Raw genomic sequence first — 14,167 nt, forward strand, 5'->3', positions numbered from 1 at the left:
ATTATTTTTACTCTATATCAATTTTTTCATCTTTAAATAAATGAAGTGATATCTCTTCTGGTTGGTAGGATTTAAATAGATCTGTATATCCTTTATCATCCGTACAACCTTCTACAATATCCCCATTAGGTAAGAAAGCGATATATTTATGATTTGCAAAGTTATTGCCATCTTTATCTTGCAAAAAATATCTCAAGTTATATTTATTAATTTCGCCTAATACTGGCAATGCAGGAACATTAGCATTCGTACTCCCGCCCCCCATAAACAAATGCTGCCCAGCTTTTACCTCAAACTTACCACCTGTGGTCATAAAAATGCCCGAACCAGTAATTTTGACTTGAGAGCCGCCTGCGGTGAGTACAATTTCTTTGGCTGCGGTCGCTTCGATTTTGTCTTCAGTAGAAATCACCTGAACAGCTTTACGGGCAATTAAATCTGCTCCATCGCCTTGTGCTTGTATCTCAACTTTACCTTTGCCTGCATAGAGTCTTGCCCCTTCTTGCGCTGAAAAAAGGCTAATTTTATTTTGAGCATGTGCAATCAAGTTCTTTTGTGTAGACAGATTAATGCTGTCTCCAGCAGTTTGGTTTATCTGGCCATCTGCGCTTAAGTGAATGTCTTCGTTACTGCTCAGCGCGATGCTATTTGGGCTCGCTAACAACATAATCGCCTCTTTAAAGGTTTTGGCTTTTGCGTTGTCTTGCTGCTCAAGTTTTTCAATAAAGGATTTTAGGTTTTCTAAATTTTCTAAAGGGTCAGTTTGCTGATTTTTAGCAACTTCACTGAGTGCTTTGGCATTGTTAAGGCCACCGTCGATTTGTTGTTTGGCCTCATTTGCATCAAGGTGTACACCTTGAGCTTGATCCTGCTTGTGAGTACTAACAAGTAGCCCACTGCCCGCACGTACCGCGCCCCACTGGTCTGTTCTAAGTTCGAAGCCTTCACCACGACCATCGCTTTCCGCCTTGTCTTTTGGATGGCTTAAGTTACCCAAGTTTAGTTGGCTTGCCGCATGACTGCTTTGTAGCTGGGCACTGATTTGCCCTGTGGTGTCATCAAAGCGTAGCTGGTTAAAGCCTTTACCGTCGACTTCTTCTGAGCGAATGCCGCTGAGCTTTTTGGTGTCGGGTAGCTGGCCTTTCTGGTCGAACTGGGTTGGGTGACGTTCGGCTTCGTGAATGCGGCCGACCACAAACGGGCGGTCAATATTGCCGTCAAAGAAGTCGATCACCACAATCTCCCCCACACGTGGCAAGAAGCGCGCGCCATAACCCGCGCCTGCCCACGGGGTCAGCACATCTACCCAAGCCGAGTCAGTGTCATTGTCGTTACTGCCCGCTCCACCGTCATGATTATGGTCGTCAGTTCGGGTAAACAAGAAGCGGACTTTAATGCGGCCCCACTGGTCAACGTGGATGCTTTCGCCTTCTAGCCCCACCACTCTAGCACGCTGCGGGTAAGCGGCCGGTCGGTGTTCTAGTGGGCTATATTCAGGCACAGCTTTAATGTTGCGTCGAACCACATTGAGTTCAGCAAAGTGGCGTTGTTCTGGGTTTTGGCTATCGAGTTGAGCTGCTTTGAGCTTGTCTTTTGGCAACAGACGCTCAAGTTGCTGTTGTAATTCTTTCGGTAAATTATTCTGGTTATAGTAGTGCTTGCTTAAGATTAAGAATTCTTTATCGGCACTGTCGTGTTGGTCGAGTTCTGGATGGTCATTGAGCTCAAACCAGTAACCTACTTGTGCATCACGGACGTTACCTGAAACCGTAAACTGTTTCGAACTTAGGTGATGATAAGCATTGATGTGCTGGTTAAGCTGTTCAATCTGGCTATTACCTGAAGCTGTGGCTTGGTCTTCGCCGTTTAAGTCTTGCATCCAAGCGGGGCTGACATGCCATGCATCTTCAAGGTTTAGGCTGGCATTGTCATAGTGTTCGCTGTGTTGCTGCTTACCTTGTACGCTGCCACTGCCTTCTTCTTGTTGTAGGGCATCGGCTTGCCAGCGTTGCACATGAACCGAGGTTGGCTGTAAACGGCGCTCTGCCTTGACTTGGATAATGGTGTCGAACTGTTCTGTCGCACTGCTGCGCTGGTAACGTAGGCTATGGCGTTCAAGGGCTTGATAATTTTGGTTATCGTCAATTAAACGTAGCACTTGTGGTTGAATGGAAGCATTCGGGTCAGCGACCAAAAGTTGCGATTCATCGACCAGCCAGTTGATGCCCTCGCTACGCCACAAACGGGTTAAAAAGTCATAATCGCTTTCGTTTGACTGCATCACAAATGGGCGCACATCGTAGTCTTTAGTTAAGCCTGCTGTGTCGAGCGTCAGACTTGAGGCAAATAACGGGCTTTTGCCTTGCCATTCTTTAAACAGAATTTCGCTAATATCACGCACGCTTTTGTTCATAAACACGCGGCTATTACGACGTTTATGCCAAAGTGCAGTTGGATCTTTTAAGGTTAAGTTATAAATGGTGAGTGAGCCGTCGCTTTGGCCTTGGCTCGCTTCGGTAATAATACCTGTTGTTCTAAAAAACTGGCCTGCATCCGTCACCTGATCGACAGCAACCTGACAGCCAATAAATTGTTTTAATGCAATATGCGCGTTTGTCGACAGACACAGTAACTCAGCAACGCTACCTTGGTTGAGGGTATGTTCACCCTCAATGCGTTGCAAGAAAACTTGCTGATTTAAAGACTGATTTGAGAATTGGATATGAACAGCGCGATTTTGTGAAACAAGGCCTAAACGCTCCAATATACTCGACACACTCATCTGCATTTTTATTATCAATCAAACTTATATTTAGGCCGCATTTTAATTAAAAAAAGACTAATCTGTCTATCTATACTCATTTTCAAAATGTAACTAGTCTAAATATGCAGTTTTAGGTTAATTTCTTATTAGATAGGTATTTAATCCGTAAAATTTACTCATTTTAAAGTGCTATAAACCACCCAAAAATATTTAATATTTTTCTTTTATATTCAAATAGATATTAAATAAATCAACTACTCAAATTAATAAAATTCAGGATGAGATATGAAAATAAAAAAGTCTGCTTTTTATATATTTACGGTGATTTTTTCACTTCATTCTCCTGCATTTGCTGAACCGAGTGTGGCCGATATTCAATATCGTGCAGAACAAGGGCAAGCTGTTGCTCAATATCATTTAGGGATGATGCTTTTAAGCGGCGAACAAGGTGTGGTTAAAAATTATGAACAAGCGTTTAAATGGTTAACCGCGGCTGACCAAAATGGAAGCGTGGGGGCAAAATATAGTTTAGGAATGCTGTATTACACAGGTACGGGCGTCGAAAAAGATCCCAAGCGCGCTTTTGATTATTTCACCAAAGCTGCGGCCAAGGGCCATGCTAAAGCCCAATATAACTTAGGGGTTTTATACGACAGAGGCGAAGGAACTGCACAAAATTATGTGCAAGCGTTTGAGTGGTTCAGTCGTGCTGCCAACCAAGGCTACCCACCCGCAGAATATAATTTAGCTCATCTATATAAAAAAGGTCACGGCGTTTCACAAAGTGATGAGCAAGCCCTTAAGTGGTACACAAAAGCGGCCGAGCACAATGAAAGCGATGCTCAGTACAACTTGGCCCAGATGTATTTAAATGGTGAAGGCACGCCGAAAAACCTACAACTGGCAAAGAAATGGTTTCAGCAAGCTGCCGATGCAGGCGATGTAGATGCGAAAGAAATGCTTAAAAGTTTAGAATAAGGCAGCCATCTCTATAATATTTTATTTATAAGATGATAAATCTCTATTATTAACAACATTACACTTACAACTTATTTTATTATTTATTTTTTCTAATTAAATATAAATATTAATCCTATTATTTTAAAAATAAATTTAGTTTTATTATTAAATCAAAAATATTCTAAATATTAAATTGACGTAATTAAAATCACCGATTATTATCTCGTTGCTGGCCTACATTGCCAGTCGGTTATGACAGACCGCGAATAACAAAGACGATGTGCAAAATTCTTATTTTGTGTGTCGGGAACTCGTTCGCCCCCTTTTTCTCTATGGTAGGGCGGAAGGGGGACACCTTTGTGTGTGCTGGTTCCTTTGTTTCCAGTCTGTCAACCCTCTTTCGTTCTACCACCATAAATTAATTCGCGGTAATCTGGTGGTAGGACTCCATTTTTTAAGGAGTTGGCCATGACACTTTTCAAACTTATTTCCTCTCTTATTTAACTATTTTATTTATTTAAAGTTTAGGTTTTCTATTTCCTAGTTTTTAAGTTTATAAGTTTATAAGTTTATAAGTTTATAAGTTTATAAGTTAATTTATTTTAAAAATTTAATTAGTTTATTTTCCTATATCTATGGGAGGATTAAATATTACCTGAAATTTATTTAAAACCTTAAAACCAATTATATTTTCATTCTACTCATAGATATAAATCATTATGAGAATAATATGACAATTTATAAACCTATTTTGGCTTTAAGTTTAATTCTAGGTAGCTTGGGTATTTCGGGCTGTAACTTACACACCCAACAGGATTTTGAAAAAATTTGCCTGTCAGGTGGACACACCCAAGCCAGTTGCGACTGTATTTACCAGCGACTTGAACAAGCTTACTCCCCTAAGCTCATGCAACGCCTAGAACATTTCAGTTTGCAAAGCCCTGTTCTCCCACAGGACTTTGCCCCTACTTTTTTCAGCGTCATGCAGCGGTCTAACAAAAATAGTCTGGGCTAAGCGGTTGGCTTATTTCCTCTATCTCTGTGTTGCAATGGTTTATTACTTTAAATCAGCGCAAAAAATTAAAGTCTGTTGTGGCACAGAGGCCTAAAGAAGAATATTTTTAAGAAATTTGAACTCTTATAGTTTAGATATTTCTATACTCAGCTCGTTTTTAACGATAAAGTCATGTTTAATAAGTAGTATTTTTTAACATTAATATCATAGAGCTAATAAAAATGAGTTTTTATACAGAACTACAAGTCCGTTATACAGATTTTGACACGATTGATTTATCTACTGAAAAGCAAAAAATTCTAGAAATATTAACTATGTTAGCTGAAGGTGCAACTCATGAGGATCTCTATAATGACTTAGTGAGTGCCTTTGCTAATGGACAGGCTGACCTTAATATTGACCCTATTTATTGCGAAATAATAATAGAAAAAATTACCGCCCTATTTCCACATGCAAATTTTGAATGTCGAGGGTTAGGAGAAGAGTATTTTTATACATGGATTCTTTGTGTTGAAAATGGGCAGATTATTTTTAGCAGCAAGCCTTGGGAAACTGAAAATCCTTTTATATAAGAATAATCATACGTTCATATTGTTTTGTACGTTTTAACCTACAAACTTTTAGGGATTTTGCGGATTGGCGATACCCTGCTTTTTTCCTATGATGAGTTCATACAGGAACAGGATGTTCCGGAACACAAAACAACAATAATAGGTTCATGCACTAGGAGCGTGAGATACGACAGGAGTCATATCTAGCAACCAAATACGAAAAAGCCCAACAGGATGTTGGGCTTTTTTTATTGCTATTTAAAAATAATCTGAAAGAAAATTCTTATAGTGTTTTATTCACAACATACCTTTGAACTACTTGATCGGCATCAATTTCGGAATGAAGACGGCCATTGTTTGCTTGAATTACTTTTGCGGACGCTAAATTAGATTTATAACAATGTATATGTAATTCCGTTAGGCCTAACTTCCATGCCTCCTGAATCGTAAGCTCTAATAATTTTGAACCAAAATCATTTCTACGTTTAGAGGGGCGAATACCTAGACCAATATGCCCACCACAATATTGAATCTGTTTATTAAGTTTAGGTCGTAAGTTAGATACACCAATAATTTCACTGCCTTCTACTAACCAATATGTAATATTGGCAACATGTTCTTCCTGTAAAGATTCCCCATTTTCATACTCTCTTAGTTTATTCAAAAACGAATCAAAATTTGTATGATCAAAATCCATTGTCAAAGGGTAACGTTCTTCATCTGCTAATTCATTAATATAGTTGTTATAGCTCTCTTTAAACCTCAAATGAGGTTTTACCAACATAACGGTCATTTATTGATTACTCCCGATAAAATTGTTCTTTTTACAACCAAACTTAAACATAACATATTGTTATCAATAGCAACTCTTATTCTTCTCAACATCTTAAATGATCAGGTATAAAAGTAAGCCCCCCTCTATTCACACCCGTTGTAACTACAAAATGTCTCACACCATGTTTCAATGTACGTTTTAACCTACAAACTTTTAGGGATTTTGCGGATTGGCGACACTCTGCTTGTTTACTATTATGAGCTCATACAGGAACAGGATGTTCCAGAACATAAAACAACAATAATAGGTTCAAGCACCAGGAGCGTGAGATACGACAGGAGTCATATCTAGTACCCAAATACGAAAAAGCCCAACAGGATGTTGGGCTTTTTTTATGGTCATTTAAAAATGATATTAAAGCTAACCTATAGCGGACTATGTGCCTGTTCTTGCTTTTTATGACGTATCCAACGTATTGCCAAAATAACAGCAATAACCACCACAATCGCAACAAGCGCAGGAACTAACAAAGCTGAAACCGAAAGTAAGATTGCCCCAATCCACTCCCCTGTAGCAACAACAAAATTTCCTAAACCGCCTGTGGTTGCAGTTGAAACACCACGTGCAGCGACTGTACTCATTTGCACCACACCTGCCGTACCACCGCCCACAATAATCGCTGCCGCCCAACCTGCGAACTGTGACATTTCACCACTACTCACGGCCATGGTCGTTAACGTACCTGCGATCATGGCCGCAGGAGTCGCGACTGTGTCTAAGGCATTATCGACCCAAGGAATATAATAAGCGGCAACTTCACAGACTGTTGCCACAGCTAAAGCCAAGCAAACCGATGGCAGAGCTAACCATTCAAAACCCTTCGATGGCTCAAACCATCCCATCATTGTTGCAATGCTCATGACCAACAATGGCACAAACACCCGAAAACCGCAGGCAGCGCTCAGCCCCACGCCAATACATAAACCTAATATAGTTTCCATAACGGTTTCCTTTTTCATGCCCATCGCGGGTCTTGTTATGTAAGTCTTATTTTAAACTAACAAAAAGCCCCATCGGGTGACAGGGCTTTTTGTTAAATGCGAACGCAAATATTATTTTATTCTTAACGTTTAAACTCAGTGCAATAGCATTTAGTGCATGGTGGTAAACGATCTGTATTAATTTCTAAAAACACTCTCTGGCCACATTGAGCGCAGAAATAGAAGCCTGTTCCGGGTTTTTCGCCAGCTGTTACCATGATTGCATTCCTATAATCGTATAGATATTAAACAGGAATATAACCCACTTAAAGTGAATGTCAATTGTCCATTTCGCCCGATGATGATGGCATAAATGCAAAAAATGTTATTTGTACGATTTATCTTACAAACTTTTAGGGATTTTGCGGATTGGCGACACCTTTCTTTTTTCCTAAGATGAGTTCATACAGGAACAGGATGTTCCGGAACACAAAACAACAATAATAGGTTCATGCATCAGGACGTGAGATACGACAGGAGTCATATCTAGCAACCAAATACGAAAAAGCCCGACAGGATGTCGGGCTTTTTTTATATTCTTATTTTTCTGCTAAATAACTTCTTACACGTGCATCATTGAGTAAAGTCATTACCCCTTCTGCAATACATCCATTTAAATCTTGTACTAACACACCACTCGTATGAGGAACGGTAAATGGAATAGTTTGTCCATTTCCTAAAGTCGCTTCGAATTTAATTTTACTGCGCCAGAAAAGCAGATTGGTGTAGGTACTACGTAATGAATTTACTTTAATCGCAATCGATTTCGATCCATTACCATCAACAGGTTGACCATTTTTCAATAGTTCCTTTTGAGTCTGTTGTACCATCGTTTCTGTAATAGACTTAATACTAGAGTCCAGTTTTGTGCCCATATAAGAATATACAATCACTCGTTCATCTGAAGTTTGAGCATTGGTCACATCTGCCTTACCAATAACCTTCACAGGTTGAATTAAACCTGCACGTAGAGGGTACTCTGTACTTACGTAAGGCATTGTCCCACAAGCAGTTAATATAAGAGAGCAAATTGAAATAATGAATAAGTTACGCATTGATATTTTCCAAGAAATCTATTGTGATTTATATTTAAGTCTAAGCGCCGCGTATCTTAATGTAAGTTAAAGAGAATTTGATGACAAAAACAAAATAATTTTAAAAAAATATAATATATACAGTCATTTTTTATAATTAATTAGATATGTATAAACAAATAAAAACCCCACTCTAAAGTGGGGCTCTTAAAACCGTATCAATTATTTTTAACTCAATGTCAAGCCACTTGGCTTTCTAAAAAGTCTTGTGCAAAACGCTGTAATACACCGCCCGCTTCATATACAGAAACTTCTTCTTCTGTATCTAAACGGCAAGTCACTGGCACTTCAAGAATCTCTTCTTTACCATCCGCTGTGGCACGTTCAATCACTAAGGTTAAAGTCGAACGTGGCGCAATATTACCAATCACACTATAAAGCTCAGTACCATCTAGTTTTAAAGTCTTGCGGTTTACACCCGGTTTAAACTCAAGCGGTAACACACCCATACCTACTAAGTTGGTACGGTGAATACGCTCAAAACCTTCTGCCACAATCGCTTCAACACCTGCAAGGCGCACACCTTTTGCAGCCCAGTCACGGCTTGAACCCTGACCGTAGTCAGCACCCGCAACAATAATTAATGGCTGTTTACGGTTCATGTAGGTTTCAATCGCTTCCCACATACGCATCACTTCGCCTTCTGGCTCTACACGCGCTTTTGAACCTTGCTTAATGGTACCGTCTGAGCGCACTACCATTTCGTTATACAGTTTCGGGTTGGCAAATGTTGCACGTTGTGCAGTCAAATGGTCGCCACGGTGCGTTGCATATGAGTTGAAGTCTTCTTCTGGTAAGCCCATTTTGTGAAGGTATTCACCCGCAGCCGAGTCCATCAAAATCGCGTTTGAAGGCGACAAGTGGTCGGTGGTGATGTTGTCACCCAAAATCGCAAGTGGACGCATGTTCGCCAAAGTACGTGGTGCAGCCAACGCCCCTTCCCAATATGGTGGACGGCGGATGTAAGTACTTTGTGGACGCCAGTCGTAAAGTGGACTTTCAGCTTCTTCCGTTACACCTAAGTCAAACATTGGAATGTAGACTTTACGGAACTGTTCAGGCTTCACAGCTTCTTTAACTAACGCATCAATTTCAGCATCAGATGGCCAAATGTCTTTGAGGTAAATCGGTTTACCGTCTTTGTCATGACCTAAAGCATCTTTTTCAATATCAAAACGAATCGTACCCGCAATTGCATACGCCACGACAAGCGGTGGAGATGCCAAGAATGCTTGTTTTGCATATGGATGGATACGGCCATCGAAGTTACGGTTACCAGAGAGTACTGCTGTTGCGTACAAGTCACGGTCAATAATTTCTTGTTGAATAACTGGATCTAACGCGCCTGACATACCATTACAGGTCGTACAAGCGTAAGCCACAATACCAAAACCAAGTTGCTCTAAGTCTTTTAGAACACCTGCTTCTTCAAGGTAAAGTGCAGCCGCTTTTGAACCCGGTGCAAATGATGATTTCACCCAAGGTTTACGAACCAAACCAAGTTCATTTGCCTTACGTGCCAACAAACCTGCCGCCACGGTGTTACGTGGGTTAGAAGTGTTAGTACATGAAGTGATTGCAGCAATAATGATTGCGCCATCTGGCATTAAGCCGTCAGAACGGTTTTCGACAACACCCGCAATACCTTTTTCTTTTAGGTCCGCAGTTGAAACACGTGCATGTGGGTTTGATGGACCAGCGATGTTACGTGTCACTTTTGATAGGTCAAAACGAAGTACACGTGGGTACTCTGCTTTGGTCATGTCAGATGCCCAAAGACCGATTTCTTTTGCGTACTGTTCAACCAATGCCACTTGAGCATCTTCACGGCCTGTTAGGCGTAAGTAATCGATTGTGTTTTGGTCGATGTAGAACATCGCAGCAGTAGCACCATACTCTGGTGTCATGTTCGAAATGGTTGCACGGTCGCCCACAGACATGCTGTCTGCACCTTCACCAAAGAACTCAAGGTAAGCACCAACCACACGCTCTTTACGCAAGAACTCGGTTAAAGCAAGTACGATATCTGTTGCAGTAATGCCTGCCTGACGCTGACCTACAAACTCAACGCCAATAATGTCTGGCAAACGCATCCAAGATGCACGGCCTAACATTACGTTTTCAGCTTCTAAACCACCTACACCCACAGAAATTACGCCCAAAGCGTCTGTATGTGGTGTGTGTGAGTCTGTACCGACACATGTGTCTGGGAATGCTACGCCATCACGCGCCTGAATCACCGGAGACATTTTCTCTAGGTTAATCTGGTGCATAATGCCGTTCCCCGCAGGGATCACATCGACATTTTTAAATGCTGTTTTAGTCCACTCAATAAAGTGAAAACGGTCTTCGTTACGGCGGTCTTCAACAGCACGGTTTTTTGCAAAAGCGTCTGGGTCAGCACCACCGTATTCCACCGCTAAAGAGTGGTCGACAATGAGCTGTGTCGGTACAACTGGGTTAACTTTAGATGGGTCGCCGCCTTTGTCAGCAATCGCATCACGTAAGCCTGCAAGGTCAACCAATGCAGTTTGACCCAAAATGTCATGACACACCACACGCGCTGGGTACCAAGGAAAGTCCAAGTCCTGACGGCGTTCAATCAACTGCGTTAAATAGGCAGTTAAGTTCTCGGCATCGGCACGGCGTACCAATTGCTCTGCGAGTACTTTAGACGTGTAAGGCAGTTTTTCGTATGCGCCTGGCTGAATATCTTCAACGGCTTGACGCACGTCGTAATATTCAAGCTGGGTACCTGCCAGCGGTTTACGGTATTTTGTGTTCATTAACCACGCTCCGCCAATGGTTTAAATTCGAGGTTTTCAGGGCCTGTGTAGTTCGCGCTTGGACGAATAATTTTGCCGTCTTGGCGTTGTTCAATCACGTGCGCTGACCAGCCTGCTGTACGTGCAATCACGAACAATGGTGTGAACATTGCAGTTGGAACACCCATTAAGTGATAGCTCACTGCACTGAACCAATCGAGGTTCGGGAACATGTTTTTCACTTCTTTCATCACTGCTTCTAAACGTTCAGCGATGAGGTACATTTTGGTATTCTCTTGTGCTTGTGCTAAGTCATGCGCCACTTTCTTAATTACTTCGTTACGTGGGTCAGAAACTGTATATACAGGATGACCAAAACCAATTACGACTTCTTTATTTTCAACACGCTTACGAATGTCAGCTTCTGCTTCATCTGCGTTGTCATAACGTTGTTGAATTACGAATGCAACTTCGTTTGCACCTCCATGCTTAGGTCCGCGAAGCGCACCAATACCACCTGTAATTGCCGAGTACATGTCAGAACCTGTACCTGCAACCACACGTGAGGTAAATGTAGACGCGTTGAACTCGTGCTCAGCATACAAAATAAGAGATGTATGCATTGCTTGAATCCATTCTTCAGATGGTTTTTCGCCATGAAGTAAATGTAAGAAATGTGCTGCAATTGAGTCGTCATCAGTTTCAACTTCAATACGACGACCGTTATTGCTGAAGTGGTACCAATAAAGCAGCATTGAGCCTAGGCTTGCCATTAATTTATCAGCAATGTCTTTTGCGCCAGCTTCGTTATGGTCTTCGTGTTCTGGCGTTAAGCAACCTAACACTGATACACCTGTACGCATCACATCCATTGGGTGTGCAGACGGTGGTAATTGCTCAAGTGCAGTTTTAAGTGCTGCTGGTAAGCCACGAAGTGCTTTTAATTTTGCTTTATACGCTTTGAGTTCAGCTTTGTTTGGTAATTTGCCATGTACAAGCAAGTGAGCAACTTCTTCAAACTGGCTACCCGCCGCAAGGTCAAGAATGTCATAGCCACGATAGTGCAAGTCGTTACCACTACGTCCTACGGTACACAGTGCTGTGTTGCCTGCAACTTGTCCGCTAAGTGCAACTGATTTTTTTGGTTTGAAGCCTGTTGTTGTTTCATTTGAGCTCATAAGAATGTCCTTTCCTATCTATTTAAATTATTTGGGGAACACGGCATATGTACCGTGTTTTACTTCTTATTTCTTTTTAGCAAATGCGTTGTCTAAGTAGTCTTCAAACGCATAGTAGTTAATGCGTTCATATAACTCTTTACGCGTTTGCATAATATCAACCACGTTCTTTTGCGTGCCTTCTTTACGCAAGGTTTCATACACAGTTTCGGCTGCTTTGTTCATGGCACGGAAAGCAGAAAGCGGATAAAGCGCAAGGCTTACATCGGCAGATGCTAACTCTTCAGTCGTAAATAGTGGTGTAGAACCAAACTCGGTAATGTTTGCCAAAATTGGTGCGCCTGTCTTCTGAGCAAATTGCTTGTACATATCAAGCTCGGTAATTGCTTCAGGGAACAACATGTCTGCGCCCGCTTCGATGTAGGCACCCGCACGGTCAATTGCAGCTTGTAAGCCATCTACGGCCAATGCATCAGTACGTGCCATAATCACGAAGCTGTCATCACCACGTGCATCGACCGCAGCTTTAATACGGTCAACCATTTCTTCTTGAGTCACAATGGCTTTGTTCGGACGGTGTCCACAACGTTTTGCGCCCACTTGGTCTTCAATGTGCATTGCCGCAGCACCAAACTTGATAAGTGCTTTTGTAGTACGAGCAATGTTAAATGCAGAAGCGCCAAAACCTGTGTCCGCATCGACTAATAATGGAAGATCACATACATCGGTAATACGGCGTACGTCTGTCAACACATCATCAAGGTTACTGATTCCTAAATCAGGTAAGCCTAAAGAACCAGCGGCTACACCACCACCTGATAAGTAAATCGCTTTATAACCTGCACGTTTTGCCAAAAGTGCATGATTGGCGTTAATGGTTCCAACCACTTGTAATGGCTTTTCTTGGGCTACTGCATCGCGAAATAGCTGACCTGCGGATTGTTTAGCCATTGTTATGTTCTCCTTGTGCTTGTAGCAGTGTTTGCTCAATAATTTTGTAAGAAGCATTGATATGTCGATGCATGAGCAGCTCGGCAAGTTCACCATCACCTTCTGCAATTGCATCTAAAATACGGATGTGTTCGTCCCAAGCTTTGCTCGGACGATCGGGTGTGTTTGAAAACTGAATTCGGTACATACGGATGAGGTGATAAAGCTCATCGCATAGCATTTTTTCTAGGGTTTTATTGCCACTACTTTTGATAATGCAGTAGTGAAAATCGTCCTGCCCTTCTTGCAAGTAATATCCTTTACCTGCTTTAAAGTTTTCATCTTCGGCATGCATACGCAAAACATCACGTAATGCCAAGATTTGCTTTTTATCAATATGCTGTGCCGCAAGTTTGCAAGCCAAACCCTCTAAAGACGCACGAATCTGATAAAGCTCTTTAAACTGTTGCAAGGATAATGAAACCACGCGCGCGCCCACATGTGCAGTACGCTCAACCAAACGCTGCCCTTCAAGGCGATGAATCGCTTCACGTAAAGGCCCACGACTAATGCCATAAGTACGTGCTAGCTCAGGCTCAGAAATCTTGCTACCTGCCGGAATTTGACCCAAAACAATCGCCGTCTGTATTTGTTTAAATACATTCTCGGTCAGTGTTCTTCCCTGACTTTGTAATGGCTCTGGTGCGAAGGTCAAATCTTGCATATTGTCGACAATTTTTAATCAATTATGGCTTTTATAGCGGTATGAATGAAAAAAATCAAGGTGATTGTTGACACTTTACAGAACGCATCAGGTCAATTTTTATCGTTTGACCTGTTATTTCACCTTATATTTAAACCATTAAACCAATTACCAATTAGTACTTGTAAAACAGTTATTTAATATTGTTTTACCTATAGATTTATGGCACTTTTTTAGCTGCTTTTCGACCGCTAATCTTTTGTTTCAAACTTTAGTCTACAACCAATGTATTACAGCAAGATTGTAGACAATCTGCTTGAATGAAAGCATGAGTTATAAATTAGTATCTATTTACCGTAATTTCTTTTAAATCTTTTTATCATTTTCATCCA

At 41.3% G+C, this 14,167-nt stretch carries 13 protein-coding genes; 4 read left to right on the forward strand and 9 right to left on the reverse strand.

From position 1 onward, the window contains the following. Positions 1 to 7 precede the first annotated feature (7 nt). Entirely contained in the window at positions 8 to 2,788 is a 2,781-nt protein-coding gene (locus AOLE_RS19015; RefSeq protein ID WP_013199235.1) for a DUF2345 domain-containing protein, read from the reverse strand. A 261-nt stretch (positions 2,789 to 3,049) separates the two neighbouring features. Here AOLE_RS19015 and AOLE_RS19020 point away from each other — a divergent pair, with 261 nt between their 5' ends. The 3 genes from AOLE_RS19020 (at position 3,050) to AOLE_RS19030 (ending at position 5,311) form a co-directional block, all read left to right on the forward strand. Beyond that, on the forward strand, positions 3,050 to 3,742 hold the full coding sequence (locus AOLE_RS19020; RefSeq protein ID WP_013199236.1) for a tetratricopeptide repeat protein: 693 nt from the start codon (positions 3,050 to 3,052) through the stop codon (positions 3,740 to 3,742). A gap of 712 nt (positions 3,743 to 4,454) precedes the next feature. Next, the gene (locus AOLE_RS19025; protein ID WP_013199237.1) at positions 4,455 to 4,739 is read left to right on the forward strand and encodes a hypothetical protein; all 285 of its coding nucleotides are present in this window, start codon (positions 4,455 to 4,457) and stop codon (positions 4,737 to 4,739) included. A 221-nt stretch (positions 4,740 to 4,960) separates the two neighbouring features. Next, complete coding sequence (locus AOLE_RS19030; protein WP_013199238.1) at positions 4,961 to 5,311, forward strand: hypothetical protein; 351 nt, start codon at positions 4,961 to 4,963, stop codon at positions 5,309 to 5,311. A gap of 262 nt (positions 5,312 to 5,573) precedes the next feature. Here AOLE_RS19030 and AOLE_RS19035 read toward each other — a convergent pair whose 3' ends face one another. The 8 genes from AOLE_RS19035 to AOLE_RS19065 all read right to left on the reverse strand — a co-directional run bounded on the left by AOLE_RS19035 (position 5,574) and on the right by AOLE_RS19065 (position 13,796). Beyond that, the gene (locus AOLE_RS19035) at positions 5,574 to 6,083 is read right to left on the reverse strand and encodes a GNAT family N-acetyltransferase (protein WP_013199239.1); all 510 of its coding nucleotides are present in this window, start codon (positions 6,081 to 6,083) and stop codon (positions 5,574 to 5,576) included. Positions 6,084 to 6,490: 407 nt separating this feature from the next. Continuing rightward, positions 6,491 to 7,066 carry a DUF4126 domain-containing protein gene (locus tag AOLE_RS19040; protein ID WP_005309035.1) on the reverse strand — a complete coding sequence of 192 codons (576 nt, stop codon included), beginning with the start codon at positions 7,064 to 7,066 and terminating at the stop codon, positions 6,491 to 6,493. 122 nt (positions 7,067 to 7,188) lie between these two features. Further along, complete coding sequence (locus AOLE_RS20585; protein ID WP_004640417.1) at positions 7,189 to 7,323, reverse strand: zinc ribbon-containing protein; 135 nt, start codon at positions 7,321 to 7,323, stop codon at positions 7,189 to 7,191. A 321-nt stretch (positions 7,324 to 7,644) separates the two neighbouring features. After that, entirely contained in the window at positions 7,645 to 8,160 is a 516-nt protein-coding gene (locus AOLE_RS19045) for a hypothetical protein (protein WP_013199240.1), read from the reverse strand. A gap of 218 nt (positions 8,161 to 8,378) precedes the next feature. Further along, positions 8,379 to 10,985 carry a Fe/S-dependent 2-methylisocitrate dehydratase AcnD gene (gene acnD / locus AOLE_RS19050; protein WP_013199241.1) on the reverse strand — a complete coding sequence of 869 codons (2,607 nt, stop codon included), beginning with the start codon at positions 10,983 to 10,985 and terminating at the stop codon, positions 8,379 to 8,381. Then, the gene (gene prpC / locus AOLE_RS19055) at positions 10,985 to 12,142 is read right to left on the reverse strand and encodes a bifunctional 2-methylcitrate synthase/citrate synthase (RefSeq protein ID WP_002120737.1); all 1,158 of its coding nucleotides are present in this window, start codon (positions 12,140 to 12,142) and stop codon (positions 10,985 to 10,987) included. The genes acnD and prpC overlap by 1 nt, the downstream gene beginning before the upstream one ends. Positions 12,143 to 12,208: 66 nt before the next feature. Beyond that, a complete protein-coding gene (gene prpB, locus AOLE_RS19060; RefSeq protein WP_004706036.1) occupies positions 12,209 to 13,093 on the reverse strand; it encodes a methylisocitrate lyase in 885 nt (294 codons plus the stop codon). Then, positions 13,086 to 13,796, reverse strand: a complete 711-nt coding sequence (locus tag AOLE_RS19065; RefSeq protein ID WP_001153627.1) for a GntR family transcriptional regulator — start codon at positions 13,794 to 13,796, stop codon at positions 13,086 to 13,088. The genes prpB and AOLE_RS19065 overlap by 8 nt, the downstream gene beginning before the upstream one ends. 45 nt (positions 13,797 to 13,841) lie before the next feature. Between AOLE_RS19065 and AOLE_RS20170 the strand changes: the two genes are divergently transcribed. Next, complete coding sequence (locus AOLE_RS20170; protein ID WP_081399227.1) at positions 13,842 to 13,976, forward strand: hypothetical protein; 135 nt, start codon at positions 13,842 to 13,844, stop codon at positions 13,974 to 13,976. Positions 13,977 to 14,167: the final 191 nt, after the last annotated feature.

It is taken from the genome of Acinetobacter oleivorans DR1, from assembly GCF_000196795.1.
GTDB lineage: Bacteria > Pseudomonadota > Gammaproteobacteria > Pseudomonadales > Moraxellaceae > Acinetobacter > Acinetobacter oleivorans.

Coding starts and splice junctions, on each gene's coding strand:
- AOLE_RS19015 (WP_013199235.1), bottom strand. CDS start 2,788: ATGCAGATGAGTGTGTCGAGTATATTGGAGCGTTTAGGCCTTGTTTCA.
- AOLE_RS19020 (WP_013199236.1), top strand. CDS start 3,050: ATGAAAATAAAAAAGTCTGCTTTTTATATATTTACGGTGATTTTTTCA.
- AOLE_RS19025 (WP_013199237.1), top strand. CDS start 4,455: ATGACAATTTATAAACCTATTTTGGCTTTAAGTTTAATTCTAGGTAGC.
- AOLE_RS19030 (WP_013199238.1), top strand. CDS start 4,961: ATGAGTTTTTATACAGAACTACAAGTCCGTTATACAGATTTTGACACG.
- AOLE_RS19040 (WP_005309035.1), bottom strand. CDS start 7,066: ATGGAAACTATATTAGGTTTATGTATTGGCGTGGGGCTGAGCGCTGCC.
- AOLE_RS19045 (WP_013199240.1), bottom strand. CDS start 8,160: ATGCGTAACTTATTCATTATTTCAATTTGCTCTCTTATATTAACTGCT.
- prpB (WP_004706036.1), bottom strand. CDS start 13,093: ATGGCTAAACAATCCGCAGGTCAGCTATTTCGCGATGCAGTAGCCCAA.
- prpC (WP_002120737.1), bottom strand. CDS start 12,142: ATGAGCTCAAATGAAACAACAACAGGCTTCAAACCAAAAAAATCAGTT.
- AOLE_RS19065 (WP_001153627.1), bottom strand. CDS start 13,796: ATGCAAGATTTGACCTTCGCACCAGAGCCATTACAAAGTCAGGGAAGA.
- acnD (WP_013199241.1), bottom strand. CDS start 10,985: ATGAACACAAAATACCGTAAACCGCTGGCAGGTACCCAGCTTGAATAT.
- AOLE_RS20585 (WP_004640417.1), bottom strand. CDS start 7,323: ATGGTAACAGCTGGCGAAAAACCCGGAACAGGCTTCTATTTCTGCGCT.
- AOLE_RS20170 (WP_081399227.1), top strand. CDS start 13,842: ATGAAAAAAATCAAGGTGATTGTTGACACTTTACAGAACGCATCAGGT.
- AOLE_RS19035 (WP_013199239.1), bottom strand. CDS start 6,083: ATGACCGTTATGTTGGTAAAACCTCATTTGAGGTTTAAAGAGAGCTAT.